The sequence below is a fragment of the Sulfitobacter litoralis genome, assembly GCF_900103185.1.
Lineage (GTDB): Bacteria > Pseudomonadota > Alphaproteobacteria > Rhodobacterales > Rhodobacteraceae > Sulfitobacter > Sulfitobacter litoralis.
Genome location: NZ_FNJD01000011.1, coordinates 57083 through 78264 on the forward strand (window position 1 = coordinate 57083; position 21182 = coordinate 78264).

Consider the following 21182-nt stretch of genomic DNA (forward strand, 5'->3'; position numbering starts at 1 on the left):
CCTTTCCCTCAGGCCGCGGCGGCGACCTCTTCCACCGCTTGGATCAGCAGGCCCAGACAGCGGTCGTCGGAAAAGCGATGGTCCGCATCCTTGACCAGTTGCAACTGCATATCCGGCCCCTGCGCATGTTCCAGCAGCCGCACAGCGGTGGCAACGCTGACGGCGGTGTCTGCGGTGCCTTGAAGGAAACGCGTCGGGAACGGCAGATGCAGCGGATCGCGCAGCACCAGCTGTGCGCGCCCGTCCTCGATCATCCGGCGGGTGATGATGTAAGGCTCCATATAATCAGACGGCAGTTCGACCTGCCCCGTCTCGGCCAAAGTCTGTTTCTGCGCATCGGTGAAGCTGGCCCAATAGCCGTCTTCGGTGAAATCAGGGGCCGCGGCGATGGTCACCAGCCCCGCGATCCGCGACGGCAGCGCGCGCGCCAACAGCAGCGACTGCCAGCCGCCCATGGACGACCCCACCGGCAAGATCGGCCCCTCGGTCAGTGCTGCTACCGCCGCCAAGGTATCTTCGGCCCAATCGCCAATGCAGCCGTCGGTAAACGCGCCAGAGGATTCCCCGTGACCCGAATAATCGAACCGCAAGAACGCCCGCCCCTCGCGTTTGGCCCAGTCTTCAAGGAACACCGCCTTGGTGCCCATCATGTCGGATTTCAGACCGCCCAGAAACACCACGCAAGGGCCTTTTCCGTCGGTCTTGTGATAAGCCAGCCGCCGCCCTTGAGGCGTTTCCAGATACATCGGAGCCGTCATCCTCAGCCCCCCAGATAGGTGCCCTTGGCGGGGCGATAAAAGATTTTCTGATTGTGCAGACGGCCCAGCAGATCGTCGATCCGGCGCAGGCTGTCTTTGGCGGCATCGGCGGGCAGCATCGATGCCGTTTCATTCAGCGCGTCCATCGACAGATCACGTTTGGTCACATGCAAGGCCGCTTCGATCAGGTCGATATCGCTGATCGTCAGCTCAAAGTTGCGGTTGTGTTTGGACATGGGCTTCCCCCCTTTGGGTCAAATGCGCGCCCCAGTCATACGGCGCGCGGCCCCAACGATCAATCCGCCGCTTCGACTTCGCGCAGGCCAAGCGCCGCCAACGCCGCCGCCGCGGACATGGCTGCGAATAAAACCAGCGTTGCCACTGGCCCGATCAGTGCCGCGCCGCCACCCGCCACACCGGCGATCAGCAGCAGCCCGCCAATCACGGTGTTGGACACGGCGGCATAGGCCGACCGCTGGTCCTTGGGCGACATATCCACCAGATAGGTCGACCGCCCCTGCCGCACCCCGTGATAGGCGATCATCAGGACAAACAGCACCAGCGGCATCGCCCAGATCTGCGTCGCCATGCCAAGCAGCGCCAGCGCCACCGCCCCCACCATCGCCACTGCACCGACAATGCCGGTCAACATCAGCACACGGCGGCTCGACCGATCCGACAACCGCCCCCAGACGTACGAGCTCAGCAGCGACGCCAAGGCCGAGGCGAGCACCAGCGCGCCAAGCTGGCCGAGGGCGGATTGATCCTCGCCCCCCGCCAGCACCACAAAATACGGCGGCGCAAGCGATGTGGCGACCAACAGCCCGCGCACCAGTATGAACCGTCGCAGGTTTGCGTCTTCTTTGAGGATGGCAAAGCTGGCCGGCGTGGCCTTGGCGCTGTCGCTCGGGGCCTCGTCCAGCGTTGAAAACAGCAGCGCCGCCCCGCCCCACAGCAGCGCGGCCAGCGCAATCGCCGCAATCACCACGCCGCGATCCTGCACCAGCCCTGACATCAGCAACAGCGCCAGCACCAGCACACCGCCCGCGGCAACGGATCCCGCCGTGCCCGTGATCGATCCGCGCCGCGACTTGCCCACGGTCTTGCCCAAAATATCCTTATACGACACCGAACAGGCGGCACGGCTGACCGCCAGCCCCGCCAGCGCCCCGCAAATTGCCAGCCCCGCCGCTGATCCGTCCAAAGTGAGCGCCGCCAGCACGATCAACGCCGCGAAAATGCCCTGCCCCGCAGACCCCGCGACCCAAGCCCATTTGCGCCGCGCCATCGCTTGCACCCAGCCCGCCATCACGATCTGCGGTAGCAGCGCCCCCGCCTCGCGGATCGGCACCAGCGCCCCCGCATAGACCGCTGGCGCGCCAAGCGCTGTCAGCAGCCACGACAACATCAGCTTGGGGTCAATCAGCCCGTCCGCGACTTTGGTCATCGTCAGGCTGGCGATATGGCGCAGGGCGTTCCGGGCCTCGGCCTCTTGCGCGTGGGGCGACAGGTCCTGCGCGTCGCCCTCTGCCCCCGAAAGGGTATCAAACGCCCGCTGCGCCATATCATCTTGCATATCTTCCGGTCCCGTCGCTTCTTGGTAATTCCCTGCAATCTATCGCATGGGGCCGCCAAGGAAAGGACCCCACCGTGATATTGACAACCCAGACCACCGACGCCAAACAGGCCGAACGCATATAACCCGCAACCGGGCGTCTCGTAGGCGCCAAACCGACGAGGAGGCCCGAATGGCCCAGATCACCCTCACCCTTCCCGATGGCAACGCACGTCAGTACGACGCAGGTATCACTGCGGGCGACGTGGCCAACGACATCTCCAAATCGCTTGGCAAAAAAGCGATCAGCGCCACCGTGGACGGTGCGCATTTTGATCTGGCCTGGCCGATCAACGCAGATGCCGACATCGCGATCCACACCATGGCCGACGAAGCGCAAGCGAACGAGCTGGTGCGCCACGACCTTGCCCACATCATGGCCCGCGCCGTGCAGGACCTGTGGCCCGATACCAAGGTCACCATCGGCCCCGTCATCAAGGACGGCTGGTACTATGACTTTGACCGCAAGGAATCCTTCACCCCCGAAGACCTTGGCCTGATCGAAAAGAAGATGAAGGAAATCATCAACAAGCGTGACCCCGTCCGGACCGAGGTCTGGGACCGCGCCCACGCGATCAAGCATTACGAGGATTTGGGCGAACCTTATAAGGTCGAGCTGATCAACAGCATCCCCGGCAACGAGCCGCTGCGCATGTACTGGCACGGCGACTGGCAAGACCTCTGCCGTGGCCCGCACCTGCAACACACCGGCCAAGTCCCCGGCGACGCCTTCAAACTGATGTCCATCGCGGGCGCTTATTGGCGCGGCGACAGCGACCGCGCGATGCTGCAACGGATTTACGGCGTGGCCTTCACCGGCAAGGAAAAGCTCAAAGCGCACCTGAACATGCTCGAAGAGGCCGCCAAACGCGACCACCGCAAGCTGGGCCGCGAGATGGACCTGTTCCACATGCAAGAAGAAGCGCCGGGCCAGATCTTCTGGCACCCCAACGGCTGGCACATCTATACCGAGCTTCAGGATTACATGCGCCGCAAACAACGCGCCGGCGGCTATGTCGAGGTGAACACACCGCAGGTCGTGGACCGTAAACTCTGGGAAGCCTCCGGCCACTGGGAGAAATACCAAGACCACATGTTCATCGTCGAAGTGGACGAGGAACATGCCCGCGAAAAATCGGTCAACGCGCTGAAACCGATGAACTGCCCCTGCCACGTGCAAATCTTTAACCAGGGTCTGAAATCCTACCGCGACCTGCCCCTGCGCATGGCCGAATTCGGGTCGTGCAACCGCTATGAACCCTCGGGCGCGCTGCACGGGATCATGCGGGTGCGCGGCTTTACGCAGGACGACGGCCATATTTTCTGCGCCGAAGACCAGATCGAAGCCGAGACCGCCAAGTTCATCGAATTTCTGTCCGGCATCTACAAAGACCTCGGGTTTGAAAACTTCAGCGTCAAATTCTCGGACCGGCCTGAAAAACGCTCCGGCTCGGACGAGGTCTGGGACAAAGCCGAGGCCGCGTTGCTGTCTGCCACCCGCGCAGCTGGCATCGAACCCACGCTCAACCCCGGCGAAGGCGCGTTCTATGGCCCGAAACTGGAATTTGTGCTGACCGACGCCATCGGCCGCGACTGGCAATGTGGCACCCATCAGGTGGACTTCGTGTTGCCCGAACGGCTTGATGCGACCTATATCGGGTCGGATGGCGCGAAACACCGCCCCGTTATGCTGCACCGCGCGACATTGGGATCATTCGAACGTTTTATCGGCATCCTGATCGAAGAACACGCAGGCAAACTGCCCTTCTGGCTGGCCCCGCGTCAGGTTGTCGTGGCCGCCATCACCTCAGAGGCCGATGACTACGTCCACGAGGTCGTCGCCACTCTTAAGGCACAAGGCGTCCGCGCCGAGGCGGATGTCCGCAACGAGAAAATCAACTACAAGGTCCGTGAACATTCGGTCGGCAAAGTGCCGGTGATCCTTGCGGTCGGTGGCCGCGAGGTCGAAGAGAAAACCGTATCGGTGCGTCGTCTGGGCGAAAAGCAAACCTCCGTTCAGGCACTATCGGACGTAGCGAACGCCTTGGGCATCGAAGCCACACCGCCCGATCTGCGCGGCTGAAACCTGTAACAAACCTCTCGGGGCGCAACGATCTTGCGCCCCGATCCTGTCACTATGTTTCAAAATTGCGCCTTACGACGCGGGATTCTCACGCATTGTTACAAAAAAACCGGCGATTTCCTGACGCCTCTGTGACACACTTTGATGTGAGTAGCTTTGTCGCACCCCCCGCGGCTTAATGTCCTTATCGACACGCAACCCAATCAGGAGGAAACACCAATGTCCAACACAATGAAAACCCTCGCCGTTGCCGGCGCTGTTGCCGCAGCCATGTCCGCTCATGGCACAACAGCCAATGCGGCATCCAAAGAAAAATGCTATGGCGTGGCACTTGCCGGTCAGAATGATTGCGCAGCAGGCCCCGGCACCACATGCGCCGGCACATCCGTCACTGATTACCAAGGCAACGCCTGGACGCTGGTTGACGCAGGCACCTGCGCCGAGATGGAGCTGCCCGAAATGGCTGACGGCTCCGAGCGTATGGGTTCGCTCGAAGCGCTGGACCGCGATCTGCCAGCCTAAGGCCCCTTGCGGCTTAAACCCCTCGCCTGTGCAGCACGGAGCATCCGGCTGCGCAGGCCCCTTACGCGACCCCTAAGATAGGGAGCCCCCCATGCCAGACGGAACCGCCCGTTTCGCCACCCTGCCCGCCAGCCCCGGCGTTGGCTATAAACCCCAGCATTTCAAAGACCTGCAAGACGATCCTGGTCCGGTACAGTGGATCGAAATCCATGCAGAGAATTACATGGGCGACGGCGGCCGTCCCCTTGCGCAGCTGCGCGCGCTGTCCGAAAAGTTCGCGCTGTCAGTCCATGGTGTCGGCCTCAGCATCGGTGGTGAAATGCCGCTCGATCGTGACCATCTGGCCCGTCTGAAAAAGCTCTGCGACTGGGCAAAGCCCGCCAGTTTTTCCGAACATCTGGCCTGGTCCACCCATGAGAGCGAATTTTTGAACGACCTGTTGCCCTTGCCCTATACGGAATCCACCCTGTCCCGCGTGGCCGACCACATCAGTCAGGTTCAGGACACAATTGGGCGTCAAATGCTGCTGGAAAACCCCTCCAGCTACCTCGCCTTTGATGAATCCACCTTGTCTGAAACCGACTTTTTAGCCGAACTTACCCATCGAACCTCCTGCGGTTTATTGCTGGATGTCAACAATGTGTTCATTTCGGCCCAAAACCTTGGTCTCGCGCCCCGCGACTATATCGACGCCTATCCGGTCGACGCCGTGGGCGAGCTTCACGTTGGCGGCCACGAAGAAGACAGCGTTGGTTTCAACCAGCCGCTTTTGATCGACAGCCACAGTCGCCCCGTTGTCGACCCCGTCTGGGATTTGCTGGCCTATACGCTGGACCGCACCGGCCCCAAGCCCGTGCTGGTGGAATGGGACAATGACGTGCCCGACTGGCCGACCCTGCGCACAGAGGCAGAGCGTGCGGCGGATGTGCTGACCCGATGACCACGCTGCAACGGTTTCGTACGCCCCTGCTGGACCCGACGCAGGACCGCCCCGAGGGGCTGCGCGGTGCCGCTGGCGCGCCCGCCGACACGCGCTATGACGTCTACCGCAACAACGTCACCCATTCCTTAATTGCAGCGCTGCACAGCGCTTTTCCCTTGGTGCTCAAAGTATTAGGCACGCAGAATTTCGACCGGCTGGCCCCTGCCTACGTCCGTGCGCACCCGCCGACCTCTCCGCTCATGATGCATTACGGCGCTGATTTTCCCGACTTTCTCGCCGCACAACCGCAATTGTCTAAAATGGGTTACCTGCCCGACTGCGCCCGCCTCGACCTTGCCTTGCGCCGATCCTACCACGCGGCTGACAGTGCGCCCTTTGACCTCGAAACGTTCCAGCAGCTTACGCCAGAAGAGATGATGCAAACACAGCTCATCCCCGCCCCTGCGACGGTTTTGCTGCGGTCAAGCTGGCCGCTTTTTGATATCTGGCGGTTCAACATGCAGGCCGATGCCCCCAAGCCGCAAATGCAGGCCCAAGACGTGTTGATCACCCGCCCCGAGTTTGACCCCGCCCCGCATCTTTTGCCCCCCGGCGGCGGTGATTGGTTCGCCGCATTGGCCGAGGGCGCAACGCTTGATCAGGCCCATGACACCGCGCTGGCGCTTGTGCCTGATTTCGATCTTGGTGCGGCCTTGGGACTGTGCTTTGCAACTGGCGCATTTCGCGCAAAGAACGGCGGATAAGATGCTGAAGACCCTCACCCTTTATGACCGCGCCACCCACTGGATTTCAGCGCAGGACTGGCTGCTGCCGACGCTTGCACGGTTTCTATTTGCTGCCGTCCTTATGCAGTATTTCTTTGCCTCCGGCCTTACCAAACTCGACGGGTTGGTGACGCTGAGCACCGGTGCCTATGTCCAGATTTTCCCCCGTGCGTTCGAGGCGGCGGGCTATGACGCGACAGCGCTTTCGCCGCTGCACGGGTTGGTGGCCTATGCGGGGACGCTGGCGGAGTTTGTGCTGCCGGCGCTCATCGTGGTGGGGCTGTTCACGCGGTTTGCGGCTTTGGGGATGATCGGCTTTGTGGTGCTGCAATCGCTTACGGATCTGTACGGCCACGGGCAATGGAGCGCGCTTGGCCAGTGGTTTGACCGTCTGCCGGACGGAACCATTCTGGACCAACGCGGGCTTTGGGTGCTGCTGCTGGTGGTGCTGGTGGTCAGGGGCGGCGGGCCGGTGGCGCTGGACCGTATTTTGCTGGCGCGCCGCCGCTGAGGGTTACTGCGCGGCTTTGACCTCGGCTTGGGTCGTGTCGTTCCAGCCGAGGTAAAGATGCTCCCCCACGGCGATGAGGGGGCGTTTCATCAGCGTGGGATGGGTGGCCATAAGTTCAAGCGGATCGGAGGCGCGTTCGGCATCGTCCAGACCACGCCATGTGGTGGAGCGCGTGTTCATCAGTGCTGCGCCAAAGCGGGCGTGGGCGCGGGCCAGAACGTCAGTGGGGACACCGTCTTGGCGGACATCGAGAAGCTGCGCGTCGGGCAGCGCCTTGATCGCCTTGCGGCAGGTATCGCAGTTTTTCAGACCGTAGATCAGCATTCTTGTCTCACTTTTTCGGGTTTCATATGTCCTAGGATAATCGTGCGCTGCAAAATTTCTTGATTTTCGACGCAGGCGAACAACCTTTTACCGCGTGGGGCGGCGAAAGCAATTTTCGGGCCTGCGACAGCGAGTAATGAGGAGCGTTGAGATATGCCTACGGGTACAGTCAAATGGTTTAACACCACCAAGGGATACGGATTTATCGCGCCGGAGAGCGGCGGGTCGGATATTTTTGTCCATATTTCGGCAGTGGAACAGTCCGGTCTGACCGGTCTGGCGGACGATCAGAAAGTGTCGTTCGAGATGTCCGAGGGGCGCGACGGGCGTCAGATGGCGACGGAACTGGAGCTGCTGTAAAGAATCCGATGCCCGAGGGGCGCCGGATCCAGTTATGCGGGCATCAATCGGGGCTGCGGCTTAGCGGCAGCCCTTTTCGCCCGGCACGCAAGAATAGCTGGCGCGGCGCGGGTGATAGTGGCGGACCTTGTGCTTTTTCGGCGCGGGGTGCGACATCATCTGCTGGTAGCTGGTGGCCGTGTTCGGCGTGCCGCAGCAGATCACGCCGGAGATTGTGACCGGCTGAAGCCCTGCGGGGCAGAAGTTGGCGGAGGACGGATAGGCGTAGATTTTTGGCTCTGCCGAGACCTGCGCGGGCAGCAAAACCGCGCCCATCAAACCCAATCCGGCGATCATTCCTGTTGTCAGACGCATAATATCCCCCGTTCTTTTCAATTTCCTTTAATTTGCCCAGACTTAAGCGCCAAGTCTAGCTTTTTCGCCTTTTGGGGCTGGAGGCTGGCGGGATTGGCGGGGCGGGCTTTGCGCCGCCGTCGGGCCTCGGGTTACCCATGGGTAACTTAACCTATTGTTATTGTTTGTTTATTTTTGGTTAGAGTGGCGTGCGGTGTGGTGCGTTCGTTGGCGTGAGGCATGGTCCGGCTTGGTTGGACTGAGCAGTCTGGTGGACGGCTCAAAGGGCCGAACGCGGAATGCGCAAGCATTTCGCCGGGGGTGTATGAGGTGACCTAAATCGGGACCGCCGCGCCCGAACCGAGGGGTGGGAAGCAAAGCGCCCGCCCCGTGGGGGCGGTTCGGGCGCTGCCCAATCAGAGATTGGGCAATGGGGTTTACCGCATACGACGTCTGATTAGCGCCGATAAAAGCTTTGAGCTAGGTGACCCGATTTCATCCGAGCGACCAACTGCCAGATCGTTATACTCTTTCGCGAACTTTCTATCGAAATGTACGAATTGTGAAAAATCCGAAGACACTCGAGCCGCGACAATTGCAATATGGGGATCAATTGGTAACCACAACTCTGTCAGAGCATTATCCAAACTGCCATCGCCTCCATTAGAAAGCCTTTGGATCATATTGCTAGAAAGTATAAACATTGCATTGTCTGGAAGTAACGCAAAGCGGAAACGCATACCCTCCATACCTCGCAAAAGGCTTTCAGGGTAAGTCGTCCTTACCTGTAATTGAACGTTCTGCATTTCCTCTAAGTCATCGTTTCGAGTCTCGACGACTCGTCGAATCTCGCCAATTCTTTCTGGGTATCTCTCAATAAGGTCGGATTGGATACTTCGAAGTTTAGAACGATAGCTATCAGCAAAGTCTTTTTGCGCTTCGGGGCTCCTTCTCATCATTTCGATAAAAATAATTCGAAGCGTAAAGTCGCTATCATCAGCGATGTTAAAGTTTTCGTTCCGTCTAATTAGTGGGCGAATTTCGTCAACCAGCTTGCAAAGACAATCATCAACAACGCTGTACAGTTCCTTCTCGACCACGTCAGTAGGTTGACCATCAATATAACGAGTATTGTGGTTTCTCTTAAAAAAAACATTCGCAGGATTCCGTGGTGAAGCTGACGAAAACTTTCCTGTTTCATCTCGTTTGGAGTAAAAGAGTTCGCCGTAACCTTCGATAAATCTTCGTTGGAAGCCTACTGGCAAATAGTGATGCTTTTTTGAGCGATTAGACGGCATCTACTACCCCCCCCTTGGCCGCGCAGGCTTGCGCGACCGTTTTGAACTCAAAACGCTCCACTGGAGCCTTTTGACCCCGCTATGCGGGGTCGTTCAAAACTCCAATAAACTCCCGCCATTCCCCCTTGCTCATGCCAGAGGTCTCCTGCGTGACGTCCTCACCTTTGACCATCCGGCGGATACACTCAAGGGCTGTATTTGACATAGTCGCGCCACCTAGACGGTAATCCTCGAAGGCGCGGTAGGCGGCGGGGACCCAGTCGGCGACGACGTTGCAGATGGCATCGGCATAGACGCGGATCTCGTATTGGGCGTGGGCATCGGCGCGCAGACGCAGGAAGTGGAACAGGTTGTGCAGGTCCACCTTCCAATACCATTGCGTGTAGATGTTCGACGGCAGGTTCATCCGTGCCAGCTCTCGCGCCAGACCGTCCTGGGGTTCGCCGTCGGGGCCGGTTTCGGCAATCATCGCCTCGTAGTTGTCATAGGCGCGGTTGCTGTCGGATTTGAGAGTCTCGAGCACGCGGGCGGCCTCGGCGCCTTCGAGCACGCCACCGCGGCCTTGATTGTTCACCACGCTTTGCGCGTTCACATGGGCGGGTTCGGGGATGTAGAATTCGCGGTCAAGGATCGAATAGCGGGCGGAGTATTCGTTGACGTTGGCGGTCCGGTGACGGATCCACTGGCGTGCGACAAAGACGGGCAGTTTGACGTGGAGCTTGATCTCGCACATCTCGAAGGGGGTGGAGTGCCAGTGGCGCATCAGGTAGCGGATCAGGCCTTCGTCGTTTTGGACCGATTTCGTGCCACGGCCATAGCTGACGCGGGCCGCCTGACAGATCGCTTCGTCGTTGCCCATATAGTCGATGACGCGCACAAAGCCGTGGTCGAGCACGGGAATGGCCTTGTAGAGATGCGCCTCCATGCCTTCGGAGACGGCGCGCAGGGTCTGTTTCGGCTCTGCCCGCAGGGCGTCGATTTCGGCTTGTTGGTCGGGGCTGATCGGCATGGGGGGCGTCCTGTCATATGGGCGTGGATTCGGGGTTTACTATATCTGCGGCAGCAAGGCACAGGAACCGCCATATGCGGTATTGTTTTTGGGATGCACTTTGCCGGCAAATGCATGGGCGGTGCGGTGTAGCGTTGACAGACGGGCGCGGGATTGGCGACTGTCGCGGCAATAATCAAGAAATTTTCGAGGCAGACAGTTATGAAATTCGGGACATCAGCGCTGGCGCTGTGCGCATTTTTGGCAGCATGTGGTAGTGGCACGCCGTTTAACGGCAAGGTAGACGTCGATACGGGGACGGACGGGAGCACGGGGGCAAGTGCGATCCCCGAAGCGCTGACCAATGACCTGAAGAGCTTTAGCTATGATCCGGCGTCGGAAACTCTGTCGATCACCGGCATCACCGCAGATGACAGCGCGTTCACTGCTGCCTATCGCCGCCGCCCCGGTTTGGACCGCAACGGCTATGAGGCCTACACCGCGCAGGACGGGTCGCTGGACCGCCATGTCACCGCGTATGTCAAAGATATAGACGGCACCCGCGCCGCTGTCGTGATGACGGGCGGCCAGTTCGAGCAGGTCTTTTCAGGCGCGGCCTATAGCAGCACATCCTATTCCGCGCCGGTCGCTGCGGGCGCGCAATCCGAGGGCGGGCTGGTGACCTATGCGGGGAATTATGTGGGGCTTTTGAACGGGTCCGGGTCTGGTGAGGATCTGGAAGAAGTTACACCGGGGACTGATACCGCCCCCCTGTCCCGTCAAGCCGCAGAGGTGACCGGCAAAGTGGTACTGACGGGAGACTTTACCGACGCTGCGGTTGCAGGGATCATTTATGACCGCAAGGTTACCGACTATAATGCGGCCGGTGGTCTTGATCCCAATTCGGCCGATCCGTTCAAAGCGGCAAACATAGCGCTGGATAATACAGGCATCGCGGATGACGGTTCGTTTTTCGGTGTCGCGTCACAATCGGATACTCCGGTCGGCGAATACGGCGGCATTTTTGGCGGCCTTGGGGCGACCGAGGTGGCAGGGGTGATCCATGCCGAAAACCACATTGGGATAGGGGGATCAGGCACGCCCATCGAATATGGCGCGTTTGTGCTCACGCAGTGCGGCCAGCCCGGTGAAGACCCGATCTGCGACCAGCCCGTCCGATAGCCCTCGTGCGTATCGCGGCCCTATCCCAGCAGGTGAGGAACGGCGCGTTGGCCTGCGGCTGCCTGCTGGCGGCTGCTCCTGTCCATGCAGAACCGTCACTGGCGTTGACCCTCCCCGAAGCGCGGTCGCTGGCGGTGCATGCGTTGCAGGGGGATCGGCCTGCCCTCGCGTCGCAGATTGCGCATGGTTTGCTGGTTGCTGACCCACGTTCGCCCTATGCGCATTACGTATTGGCGACGGCACATGCGGATATGGGCGACGCGACTGCAGGGCGAAGATCAGCGGCGCGGGCTTACCGCTATGCCGAGACGACGGTACAGAAGTTCCAAGCAGCAGAGCTGGCCGCACGCCTGACCTTTGCCGAAGGGCGTCCGACACGCACACAGCTTTGGCTGCGGCGCGCGGTGCAAAATGCGCCCTCCCCCGAGATCGAAGAGCAGCTTGCACGGGATTATGCCCGTGTGCGGCGCGAAAACCCGTTTCGTTTTTCTATCAGCGGTGGCGTGAAGCCATCGAGCAACGTCAACAACGGAGCCGACACCGCACAGCAGGTCATCGACGGGCTGCCGTTTACGGGCCGGCTTAGTGGTGGTGCGCAGGCCTTATCCGGCGTGGTGGGCACCGTTGACGCTGTCGCTGGCTATCGGTTGCGCAGTACAGACAGGGCACGCACAGACCTCGCTGCGCGGCTTTTTGTGCAACGTATCGCGCTTGATAGCAGATCGCACCACCTTGCGCCTGAAGTACGCAATCGTGACTTCGGCGCGACTTATGCGGACGTTACATTGCGGCAGACCTATGCGGTTGGGACACGAGGCAACACGGTTGATGTGACGGGATCGGTTGGTGAATACTGGTCCGGCGGCAATCGCAGCTATACATTCGCGCGGGTCGGACTAGGGCACCGTTGGCAGGTTTCAGCTGCGACGTCCGTCTCATTCGGGGCCGCTATCGAAGAGCGTTTTAGCGACCGGACGCATTTTTTCGATAGTAGCACTGCGTCGGTAAGCGCGGGCGCGACCCACACGGTGGCCGGGGGCGACGGGATCGGGCTCTCGGTCAACCTGCGCAAGACCGAAAGCGATTTCATCAACTATGCGTCGACGGCGGCGTCGCTACGCCTGACCTATAGTTTTGCCGACCAGATTGGTCCGGCCATAGTGAGCGCGGGTCTGGTCTTGGGTAAAACCGACTATGACGACTATGTCGCGGTGTTTAGTGTGCCCGGCGGCAAACAAGATTACGCGACCTATGCAGATGTGAACGTCCTGCTGCCGGATGTGGATTACGCCGGCTTTGCCCCTAGCGTGAATTTTCGCGCCGGACGGACACGTTCTAACGTCAGCCGGTTTGAAACACGTGAGCTTTCTGTGTCGCTAGGATTTCAGTCAAAATTCTGACATCCGCTGGCAACTGCAGCCAGCCGTGCTACTCTGCGTGTCGAAGATGAAAGCAAAGGAGCCGACCCCATGCCGATCAAATATTTGCACACGATGGTGCGCGTCAAAGATCTGGAGAAATCGCAAGCCTTCTACGAGCTGCTGGGCCTGAAAGAGCGCAGCCGGATCGACAATGAGGATGGGCGGTTTTCGCTGATTTTCATGTGCCCTCCCGGGCAGGACGACGGCCATGCGGATGTGGAGCTGACCTATAACTGGGACGGCGACGATGCGCTGCCAGATGACAGCCGCCATTTCGGGCATCTCGCCTATACCGTTGAGAACATTTACGAAACTTGCAAAATGCTGCAAGAGAACGGGATCACGATCAACCGGCCTCCGCGCGACGGGTATATGGCTTTTATCCGGTCGCCCGACAATGTGTCGGTTGAATTACTGCAAGAAGGGGATCGGCTCGAGCCGCAGGAACCTTGGGCCAGCATGGAAAATACCGGCCACTGGTAGGCCGATGATCCGGACGGCTTTCCTTGCCACTGCGCTGGGCTTTGCACCTGCTGTCCTGTGGGCGGCGGAGTGCAGGCTGGCGCTGGTGCTGGCGATGGATGTGTCCAGTTCGGTCGATGCGGTCGAGGACCGTTTACAGCGTGGCGGGACCGCCGCCGCGCTGCTATCCGATCCCGTGCGGCGGGCGTTTTTCGCCAGCGATCTGCCGGTGGCGCTGGCGGTCTATGAATGGTCGGGGCGCTATAATCAGCAGATGGTGCTGGACTGGCAAATGATCAATTCCCCCGATGATCTGACGCGCGCGGCGGGCGTGGTAGCGGGCAGCACACGCAGTCATAATGATTTCCCCACGGCGATGGGCTATGCGCTGGGCTTTGGCGCGGCGGTGATGGCGCAGGCACCACGTTGTTTGTACAAGACGATTGATCTGGCTGGGGATGGTCAGAACAACGAAGGCTTTGGCCCGCAACTGGCCTATCAGTCGTTCGATTTTGACGATGTGACTGTCAACGGGTTGGTGGTGAATGCCGCCGATTTCGAGGCCGAGACGGGGCTGATCGCCTTTTACAAACGCGAGGTCTTGCACGGCCCCGGTGCGTTTCTGGTGATCGCCAACGGGTTCGAGGATTTTGAACGTGCCATGCGGATCAAGCTGGAACGCGAGCTGACACCCCCTGCGATTGGCAGCCTGCCTGTGGCCAAGGACGCGGGATGATCCGCGCCGGTGCTGTGGCTGCTGTCGGCGCAACGCTTTGGGCGTCGGCGGGTTTGGCGGACTGTCGGCAGGCTTTAGCGCTGGGGCTGGATGTGTCAGGGTCCGTTGATGCACGAGAGTATCACTTGCAATTGGATGGCGTCGCGGGGGCCTTGGACGACCCTTTGGTGCGCGCGGCGATCCTGTCGGCACCAGAGGCGCCGGTGTCCCTGCTGGTCTATGAATGGAGCGGCCCGACAGACCAGCGCGTGATCGCACCCTGGCGGTCGATCACGGATGGTGCCGCCTTGCAGGAGATGATTGACAGGTTGCGCCAGGTTGAACGCTCGGCAGCGTCGCCCGGCACCGCGCTTGGCGTGGCGATGGCGGCGGGGGCGGCGTATCTTGCGCAGCAGCCCAACTGTTTAAAGCACACGTTGGATATTTCAGGCGACGGCACCTCTAACCTTGGGCCCCGCCCTCGCGATGTGAAACAGCAGTTGGCTGGCAAAGACGTGACCGTGAATGCGCTGGTTATTGAACCGGCGGGGAATGATGCGCCCCTGACGGCGTATTTCGCGGCAGAGGTGGTCACCGGCCCCGCAGGTTTTGCCCTGCCCGCCGCGGGGTTTGACGCCTATCAATCGGCCATGACCACCAAGCTGCTGCGCGAACTGGCAGTGCTATCGCTGGCGCAACTGGCCGAATAGCATGCCCTCCCGCCGCACCGTTTAGTAGATATAGCGGATCTGGTCTGTCCAGTATCGTTCCATCCGTTTGAGAGAGCGGGTGATGTCATCCATGCCGGATGCGCCCAGCGCGCCCTTGTTCATCAACCCGCTGGCGTGGCGGCCAAAAAGGTCCGAGACGACGCCGCTGATGTGACGCCCTTTGCCGGTCAGCCGCACCCGAACCGAGCGGCGGTCGATCTGGCAGCGCTGGTGGTGCATATAGCCCATATCCACCAGTTTTTTCAGGTTATAGCTGACGTTACTGCCCTGATAATAACCGCGGCTTTTCAGCTCTCCGGCGGTGACTTCATTGTCGCCGACGTTGAACAGCAGCAGCGCCTGCACCGGATTGATCTCAATCACGCCGACACGTTCGAATTCGTCCTTGATCACGTCCAGCAGCAAACGGTGCAATCGTTCCACCAGCCCGAGCGCATCGAGGTAGCTTTGCATGAATCCCGCCTCTGACGGCGGAAGGGGGATGGGGTTTTGGATGCTCATATTCAACTCCGACATTGCGATTGGGGCGGAAGCTGAAGATAAAACTAAAATATATCGTTAAACTGGGCGGATGCCGGCGTAGCGCGGCCGACATCCAATGCGCAAACCGCGCCTAAAGCGGGTTTGCAGCCAGATGAGTCTGGATGTCCGCGATCAGCGCAGTAAAGGGTTCTGGCGCGGGGGATTGACCCGTAACCCATTGATAAAGATCGTGATCATTCTCGCTTAGCATTTCACCATACAGCGACAGCGCGGCGTCATCCATCGCCGCAAGGCGGGTTGAGGCATAAGAAGGTAAAATGAGATCCATTTCCTTAATACCGCGCCGCATGGAGCGCATATGCAGACGTTTGACCTTGTGTTCGTGCAGCTCAGCCATGGGTGGTCCCTTTGAAAATCCGGCGTAGTTTCTTTTCTAGACGGCCCATTTGTTCCGCCCGTTTCAACAGATCGGCGCGCATGTCGCGCAGTTCGATCAATGCTTCTTTGATGTTGTCATCCGAGGTCTGGGCATCATCGGGGGCGTCGATCCCGTCACCCTCGCCATTGATCAGCCACATCATCGACACGCCCAAAACGCCCGCGAGCGTTGCCAAGCGGTTGGCGCGGGGTTCGGACAGGTCGTCTTCCCAGCCGCGCAGGGTGGATTGTTTGATCCCCAAGCGCTTGGCAAGCGCGGCTTGCGTCATATCCGCATTCTCGCGCGCGGCAGCGACCCGGTCGCCAAAGGTTGCCACGTCGGATGCGTACCAGTCTTCGTTCTCGGTCATTGCGTCTCTCCTGTTTGGACCAATCTGGCTTGATCGGTGCGGGGGTGCGCCCTATGAGGGTGCTGTACACATATCAAACTGAGGCCGAAATGGAACTGCTGTCCAAGACCCTTGCGCGCGTAAAACCGTCGCCCACCATCGCCGTGACCCAAAAAGCTGCCGAGCTGAAGGCCGCAGGCAAGGATGTGATCGGGCTGGGGGCCGGAGAGCCGGATTTCGACACACCCCAGAACATCAAGGACGCTGGTATCGCCGCGATCACCGCGGGCAAGACCAAATACACCGCCGTTGACGGCATCCCCGAGCTGAAGCAGGCGATTTGCGTCAAGTTCAAGCGTGACAACGGGCTGGATTATACCCCGTCGCAGGTCAGCGTCGGGACGGGTGGCAAGCAGATCCTGTACAACGCGCTTGTGGCCACGATGAACCCCGGTGAAGAGGTCGTGATCCCTGCGCCCTATTGGGTCAGCTACCCCGATATGGTGCTGCTGGCCGGTGGCACGCCGGTGATCGCGCCTGCGACGCTGGAGAATGATTTCAAGCTGACGCCTGAGGCGTTGGAAGAGGCGATCACGCCCAACACGAAATGGTTCATCTTCAACTCGCCGTCGAACCCTACGGGCGCGGGCTATAGCTGGGATGAGCTGAAGGCGCTCACCGATGTACTGATGCGTCACCCCCAGGTCTGGGTAATGACCGATGATATGTATGAACATCTTGCCTATGATGATTTTAAATTCTGCACCCCCGCGCAGGTGGAGCCTGCCCTTTATGACCGTACGCTGACGGTTAACGGTGTGTCCAAAGCCTATGCCATGACCGGCTGGCGTATCGGCTATGCTGCGGGGCCGGAAAAGCTGATTGGCGCGATGCGCAAGGTACAGTCGCAATCCACGTCGAACCCCTGCACCGTCAGCCAGTGGGCGGCGGTCGAGGCGCTGAACGGCACGCAGGACTACATTGCAGAGAACAACAAGATGTTCACCCGCCGTCGCAATCTGGTGGTGGATATGCTGAACGAGATCGACGGCGTGATCTGCCCCAAACCCGAGGGCGCGTTTTATGTCTACCCGTCCATCGCAGGGCTGATCGGCAAGACCACCCCGTCGGGGATCACCATCACCGATGACGAGGTTTTCGCCACCGCGCTGCTGGAAGACACTGGCGTTGCTGTCGTCTTTGGCGCGGCTTTCGGGCTTAGCCCGAACTTCCGCATCAGTTATGCCACCTCGGATGAAACACTGAAAGAAGCCTGCATGCGTTTGCAGAAGTTCTGCGCCGCGTTAAGCTAAGCCGGACCCAAAAGGAGCCGCCATGTCGAGCGATTTGCCAGAGTATTACTTTCGCGTGCGCGAGAATGGCGCGGCTGTGTTTCGCGTGGATGCAGAGAACCGCCAGCGGCGGATCGAGATGGACCAGATCGCCGTTGTGAATATCCGCAACGGCGAGATCAAGCCGCAGGGCGACCGTGTGCTATCGGACGGTGATATAGAGCGTATCCGCCAGTGGATGAACGCGCGCGCGCAGGTGCTGGCGCAGCGCGACATCGACGATATTCACCGCGCTGTCGATCACCTCAACCTGACCACGCAATGGGTGCAGTCAAAGGCCACAGATGAACAGCTTGATGCTGTGACGGACGCGTTGCTTTTGGCAATGCATGATCTGCGCAGCACGCTGGTGCGCAAGAAAGCCGACCGGCTGCCCTAAGCTGCCGGTCGCGGGTGCCCTTACGCGGCAGTGGGTGCGGTTGGCCCCAGCCGTTTCAGCACGCTGCCCCAGAAGCGTGCATTCAGCAGGATTGCCGCCACCCCAAGACCAAAGACCAGCCCGAGCCAGACCCCCACCCCTTCGAGGTCGAAGACAAATCCCAGCAGATACGACGCCGGCATGCCCACAATCCAATAGCTAAAGCCAGCAAGGATCATCGGCACCGTGGTATCCTGCACCCCGCGCAGAATGCCCAGGGCCACGGCCTGCGCGCCATCGACAAGCTGGAACAGCGACGCCATCGCCAGCAGTGCCACACCGATCGCAAGGATCTGTTCGCGGGCGGGTTCATCACGTTGCATGAACAGGTTGATCAGGGGTTCGGGCCACATCACGAAGACAAAGACCGTGACCACTGCGACCAGCGCCGACATCACTGTCGCCATGATCGCACCACGCGCCAGATGCGCCGGATCGCGGCGGCCATAGGCATTGCCCGCACGAATGGTGGCAACGTTGCTGATACCAAGGTGCACCATGAATGTGATTGACGCCAGCTGCAGCGCAATGCCGTGGGCGGCGAGTGCCACCGTGCCCAGCCAGCCCATCATGACGGCGCTGGCCGCGAACAGCCCGACCTCGCTTAGCCCCGTGAAACCAATGGGCAGGCCAAGGCGGAACACCCGGGCCAGCATCTCCCAATCGGGGCGCCAGAGACGGACGAACATCTGGTGCTGCGGCATTTTCCATAAAACATAGACCACCACGGCGACCAGCGACACGCTGTGCGACGTGACAGAGGCGATGGCCGCACCGCGCACGCCCAGTTCGGGCGCGCCCCAGTTGCCGAAGATAAACGCATAGTTGGCCAACACATTCGCAACGCCTGCCAGCAGCGTGATCCACAGCACGACCTGCGTCCGCTCCAGCGCGGCAAGGTAGCTTTTGAGCACCATGACCATCAGCGCGGGGAAAATGCCCCAAGCGGCGATGAACAGATAGCCGTCCACCATATCGGCCAGCGCCTGATCCTGCCCCATCAGCGCCATGATGGGCCGCGACCAGATCATCAGCGGCAGTGCCAGCACGGCAAAGCCCATCGACAGCCACATGCCCATACGCGTGGCGCGGCGCAGGCCGACCTCGTCGCCTTCCGCGTCAAAGGCGGCGACCAGCGGCATCACGCCCCATGCAAAGCCCGATCCAAAGATCAGCAGCACGAAGAAATAGGTACTGGCGAGGGTGACAGCGGCCAGCGCCTCGACGCTGTACCAGCCCGCCATAACCGTGTCGGAGACCCCGATCGCGATCTGCCCCAAATGCCCGCCCACAAGCGGAAGCCCCATCACGGTGATGGCCCGGGCGTGGCCCGGATATGTCATGTGTTTTCTCATCCACCTTTCCTACGCCGGAGCCGCCGCCAAGGAAAGAGCCGATGGCCCTGGGGTGGTGCCGCCAGACGGGCTTGCACGCTGACGCTGCGCGGGCCACAGTCCGGTCAACAAGAGCAAAGGGGATGTTCGTGCCTACCCCGCCTAAGACAGTGATGAAACGGAGACGTGATGACCGCCCATTGGACCGAAACCACAGAGCTGAACGGCTACCCGTTCTTTATCCGCCACTGGGGGAACAAGGATGCCCCCAAACTTTTGATGTTGCACGGCTTTCCAGAATACTCCGGCGCGTGGAACGATCTGGCCCCGCTGCTGGCCGACCGGTTTCACTGCATCGCCCCCGACCAGCGCGGCTATGGTCAAAGTTGGCGACCGGCCGAGGTAGAGCACTATAAGACCGCAAAGCTGGTGTCGGATATGGTGGCACTGATCGGGGATGAACCGGTGATCTTGCTAGGACATGACTGGGGGGCCTCTGTCGCCTATGCGCTGACCATCGGGCGGCCTGATCTGGTGTCCAAACTGATCATCATGAACGGCGTCCACCCTGCCCCGTTCCAGCGCGAGCTAGCTAAGGGGGGCGCGCAGACGGACGCGTCGCAATACATCCATTTCCTACGCCGTGACGGGTCAGAGGATATTCTGGCCGCGGATGATTTCGACAAGCTGATGGGACTGTTCTCGGCGCATATGGATATGAGCTGGCTAGAGGGCGAGACGCTGGCGGGGTACAAAGGCGCATGGCGTGATGCAGCGGGCTTGCGCGGGATGGTGAACTGGTACCGCGCCTCACCGCTGAGACTGGGGGCCGAGGGCGAGGCGATTGACGACGCGCTGAGCTTTGATCCGGCGCGGTTGCAGGTCCGCTGCCCGCACCTGTTGGTCTGGGGGACGGACGATACCGCGCTGCTGCCCGAAACGACCCGCGGGCTTGAGGCGTACGCCCCAGACCTGACCCGCGTCACCATCGAGGGCGCGGATCACTGGCTGCACCACCAAAAACCGCAAGAGGCGGCGGAGGCCATTCTGAACTGGCTTTAGGCCACGCCTGCCCCGTCCCGCGCGTTATTTGCGGGCGCGGGTAAAGACCATTTTCTGCTGGTGCAGATCGGCAGGGTCGCCCATCCACGCATAGGCCAGCAGCGCCGGTTCGCGGTCCCCTACCGTGATCCGGTGCAGATGTTCCGGCGGGTTAAAGATCATTGATCCGGGCACATAGACGCCCTGATGGTTTTCCGACACCGCGCCGGACAGACACACGTAGCTTTCGGTGATCCCCTTATGGGCATGCGACGGATATGTGCAGGCGGGCGCAAAAAGCACGACACCCAGAATGATATCATGGCTGACGACCGGCCCCTGCGCCCCCGCCAGTTCGGCATAGGCATAGCTGTTGGTCAGCCCTTTGGGGACTTTCTCGTAGCCGTATTGCCAGCTGAGGTCATGGGCGATCGCATCCAGCGCCCGCACAGCCGGTGCCAAGGCCCCCTGTTTACCTTCGTCAAGCGCGCGACGCAGATGCGCTGTCACGGGTTTGACGGCAGGCGGTTGCAAGCGCAGTTCGGCGTTGCCGCGCAGCAGCCGCGCAATCGCCTCGCGGGCTTTGCGTTGGTGGCTTTTGATCCGGTCGCTGCCGCCTGCCGGCAGGTAACGGTACAGCTCGTCACATTCCTGCATCATATAGCGCCAGTCGGGCACATCGCGCAGGGTTGTGGGGGCAGCGGTGTCAAATGTCATGGCAAGCCTTCCAACGGTTTCCTGCACCGATGATAGCAAAGGCACAACCACAGGAAACCC

At 60.5% G+C, this 21182-nt stretch carries 26 protein-coding genes; 14 read left to right on the forward strand and 12 right to left on the reverse strand.

Going from position 1 to position 21182, the window contains the following annotated elements; genetic code table 11:
- Positions 1-8: 8 nt before the first annotated feature.
- Genes BLQ98_RS10445 through BLQ98_RS10455 form a run of 3 tightly spaced genes read right to left on the reverse strand, consistent with a single transcriptional unit; the run spans position 9 to position 2334 of the window.
- On the reverse strand, positions 9-758 hold the full coding sequence (locus BLQ98_RS10445; protein ID WP_093733260.1) for an alpha/beta fold hydrolase: 750 nt from the start codon (positions 756-758) through the stop codon (positions 9-11).
- 2 nt (positions 759-760) lie between these two features.
- A complete protein-coding gene (locus BLQ98_RS10450; protein WP_093733261.1) occupies positions 761-994 on the reverse strand; it encodes a hypothetical protein in 234 nt (77 codons plus the stop codon).
- 59 nt (positions 995-1053) lie between these two features.
- Positions 1054-2334, reverse strand: coding sequence for an MFS transporter (locus BLQ98_RS10455; RefSeq protein WP_093733262.1), 1281 nt, complete (start codon positions 2332-2334; stop codon positions 1054-1056).
- Positions 2335-2506: 172 nt separating this feature from the next.
- Here BLQ98_RS10455 and thrS point away from each other — a divergent pair, with 172 nt between their 5' ends.
- The 5 genes from thrS to BLQ98_RS10480 all read left to right on the forward strand — a co-directional run bounded on the left by thrS (position 2507) and on the right by BLQ98_RS10480 (position 7196).
- The gene (gene thrS / locus BLQ98_RS10460; protein WP_093733263.1) at positions 2507-4456 is read left to right on the forward strand and encodes a threonine--tRNA ligase; all 1950 of its coding nucleotides are present in this window, start codon (positions 2507-2509) and stop codon (positions 4454-4456) included.
- Between the two features lie 219 nt (positions 4457-4675).
- Positions 4676-4978 (forward strand): BufA1 family periplasmic bufferin-type metallophore, encoded by a 303-nt coding sequence (locus tag BLQ98_RS10465; RefSeq protein WP_093733264.1) that lies wholly within the window; start codon positions 4676-4678, stop codon positions 4976-4978.
- 91 nt (positions 4979-5069) lie between these two features.
- Positions 5070-5918, forward strand: coding sequence for an MNIO family bufferin maturase (gene bufB / locus BLQ98_RS10470; protein WP_093733265.1), 849 nt, complete (start codon positions 5070-5072; stop codon positions 5916-5918).
- Positions 5915-6664, forward strand: coding sequence for an HvfC/BufC N-terminal domain-containing protein (locus BLQ98_RS10475; protein ID WP_093733266.1), 750 nt, complete (start codon positions 5915-5917; stop codon positions 6662-6664). The genes bufB and BLQ98_RS10475 overlap by 4 nt, the downstream gene beginning before the upstream one ends.
- A gap of 1 nt (position 6665) precedes the next feature.
- Positions 6666-7196 (forward strand): DoxX family protein, encoded by a 531-nt coding sequence (locus tag BLQ98_RS10480; RefSeq protein ID WP_093733267.1) that lies wholly within the window; start codon positions 6666-6668, stop codon positions 7194-7196.
- Between the two features lie 3 nt (positions 7197-7199).
- Here the strand turns inward: BLQ98_RS10480 and BLQ98_RS10485 are convergent, their stop codons facing one another.
- On the reverse strand, positions 7200-7520 hold the full coding sequence (locus BLQ98_RS10485) for an ArsC/Spx/MgsR family protein (protein WP_093733268.1): 321 nt from the start codon (positions 7518-7520) through the stop codon (positions 7200-7202).
- Between the two features lie 153 nt (positions 7521-7673).
- On the opposite strand from BLQ98_RS10485, the gene BLQ98_RS10490 reads away from it, so the two are divergent.
- On the forward strand, positions 7674-7880 hold the full coding sequence (locus BLQ98_RS10490; protein ID WP_093733269.1) for a cold-shock protein: 207 nt from the start codon (positions 7674-7676) through the stop codon (positions 7878-7880).
- Between the two features lie 60 nt (positions 7881-7940).
- On the opposite strand, the gene BLQ98_RS10495 is transcribed toward BLQ98_RS10490, so the two are convergent.
- From BLQ98_RS10495 to thyX, 3 genes are all read right to left on the reverse strand, one after another.
- Complete coding sequence (locus BLQ98_RS10495; protein ID WP_244148419.1) at positions 7941-8234, reverse strand: hypothetical protein; 294 nt, start codon at positions 8232-8234, stop codon at positions 7941-7943.
- A 416-nt stretch (positions 8235-8650) separates the two neighbouring features.
- The gene (locus BLQ98_RS10500; RefSeq protein WP_093733270.1) at positions 8651-9511 is read right to left on the reverse strand and encodes a DUF4238 domain-containing protein; all 861 of its coding nucleotides are present in this window, start codon (positions 9509-9511) and stop codon (positions 8651-8653) included.
- 79 nt (positions 9512-9590) lie between these two features.
- Complete coding sequence (gene thyX, locus BLQ98_RS10505; RefSeq protein WP_093733271.1) at positions 9591-10520, reverse strand: FAD-dependent thymidylate synthase; 930 nt, start codon at positions 10518-10520, stop codon at positions 9591-9593.
- Positions 10521-10721: 201 nt separating this feature from the next.
- Between thyX and BLQ98_RS10510 the strand changes: the two genes are divergently transcribed.
- From BLQ98_RS10510 to BLQ98_RS10530, 5 genes are all read left to right on the forward strand, one after another.
- Positions 10722-11681: a thymidylate synthase gene (locus BLQ98_RS10510; RefSeq protein ID WP_093733272.1), complete on the forward strand. Its 960-nt coding sequence runs from the start codon at positions 10722-10724 to the stop codon at positions 11679-11681.
- A 32-nt stretch (positions 11682-11713) separates the two neighbouring features.
- Positions 11714-13081 (forward strand): tetratricopeptide repeat protein, encoded by a 1368-nt coding sequence (locus BLQ98_RS10515; RefSeq protein WP_244148420.1) that lies wholly within the window; start codon positions 11714-11716, stop codon positions 13079-13081.
- A gap of 69 nt (positions 13082-13150) precedes the next feature.
- The gene (locus tag BLQ98_RS10520; protein WP_093733274.1) at positions 13151-13585 is read left to right on the forward strand and encodes a VOC family protein; all 435 of its coding nucleotides are present in this window, start codon (positions 13151-13153) and stop codon (positions 13583-13585) included.
- Positions 13586-13589: 4 nt separating this feature from the next.
- Positions 13590-14300, forward strand: a complete 711-nt coding sequence (locus BLQ98_RS10525) for a DUF1194 domain-containing protein (protein ID WP_093733275.1) — start codon at positions 13590-13592, stop codon at positions 14298-14300.
- The gene (locus BLQ98_RS10530) at positions 14297-14989 is read left to right on the forward strand and encodes a DUF1194 domain-containing protein (protein ID WP_093733276.1); all 693 of its coding nucleotides are present in this window, start codon (positions 14297-14299) and stop codon (positions 14987-14989) included. Before BLQ98_RS10525 ends, BLQ98_RS10530 begins: the two co-directional genes overlap by 4 nt.
- A gap of 21 nt (positions 14990-15010) precedes the next feature.
- Here the strand turns inward: BLQ98_RS10530 and BLQ98_RS10535 are convergent, their stop codons facing one another.
- The 3 genes from BLQ98_RS10535 to BLQ98_RS10545 form a co-directional block, all read right to left on the reverse strand.
- The gene (locus tag BLQ98_RS10535) at positions 15011-15511 is read right to left on the reverse strand and encodes a MarR family winged helix-turn-helix transcriptional regulator (RefSeq protein WP_093733277.1); all 501 of its coding nucleotides are present in this window, start codon (positions 15509-15511) and stop codon (positions 15011-15013) included.
- Between the two features lie 112 nt (positions 15512-15623).
- Entirely contained in the window at positions 15624-15890 is a 267-nt protein-coding gene (locus tag BLQ98_RS10540; protein WP_093733278.1) for a succinate dehydrogenase assembly factor 2, read from the reverse strand.
- Entirely contained in the window at positions 15883-16281 is a 399-nt protein-coding gene (locus BLQ98_RS10545) for a helix-turn-helix domain-containing protein (RefSeq protein ID WP_093733279.1), read from the reverse strand. The genes BLQ98_RS10540 and BLQ98_RS10545 overlap by 8 nt, the downstream gene beginning before the upstream one ends.
- Positions 16282-16370: 89 nt before the next feature.
- On the opposite strand from BLQ98_RS10545, the gene BLQ98_RS10550 reads away from it, so the two are divergent.
- Positions 16371-17573, forward strand: a complete 1203-nt coding sequence (locus BLQ98_RS10550; RefSeq protein WP_093733280.1) for a pyridoxal phosphate-dependent aminotransferase — start codon at positions 16371-16373, stop codon at positions 17571-17573.
- A gap of 22 nt (positions 17574-17595) precedes the next feature.
- Positions 17596-17991, forward strand: a complete 396-nt coding sequence (locus BLQ98_RS10555; RefSeq protein ID WP_093733281.1) for a hypothetical protein — start codon at positions 17596-17598, stop codon at positions 17989-17991.
- A 20-nt stretch (positions 17992-18011) separates the two neighbouring features.
- On the opposite strand, the gene BLQ98_RS10560 is transcribed toward BLQ98_RS10555, so the two are convergent.
- Positions 18012-19385 (reverse strand): MATE family efflux transporter, encoded by a 1374-nt coding sequence (locus tag BLQ98_RS10560; RefSeq protein WP_093733282.1) that lies wholly within the window; start codon positions 19383-19385, stop codon positions 18012-18014.
- Positions 19386-19553: 168 nt separating this feature from the next.
- On the opposite strand from BLQ98_RS10560, the gene BLQ98_RS10565 reads away from it, so the two are divergent.
- Positions 19554-20426: an alpha/beta fold hydrolase gene (locus BLQ98_RS10565; RefSeq protein ID WP_093733283.1), complete on the forward strand. Its 873-nt coding sequence runs from the start codon at positions 19554-19556 to the stop codon at positions 20424-20426.
- Positions 20427-20450: 24 nt separating this feature from the next.
- Here the strand turns inward: BLQ98_RS10565 and BLQ98_RS10570 are convergent, their stop codons facing one another.
- Positions 20451-21122 (reverse strand): dimethylsulfonioproprionate lyase family protein, encoded by a 672-nt coding sequence (locus tag BLQ98_RS10570; RefSeq protein ID WP_093733284.1) that lies wholly within the window; start codon positions 21120-21122, stop codon positions 20451-20453.
- Positions 21123-21182: the final 60 nt, after the last annotated feature.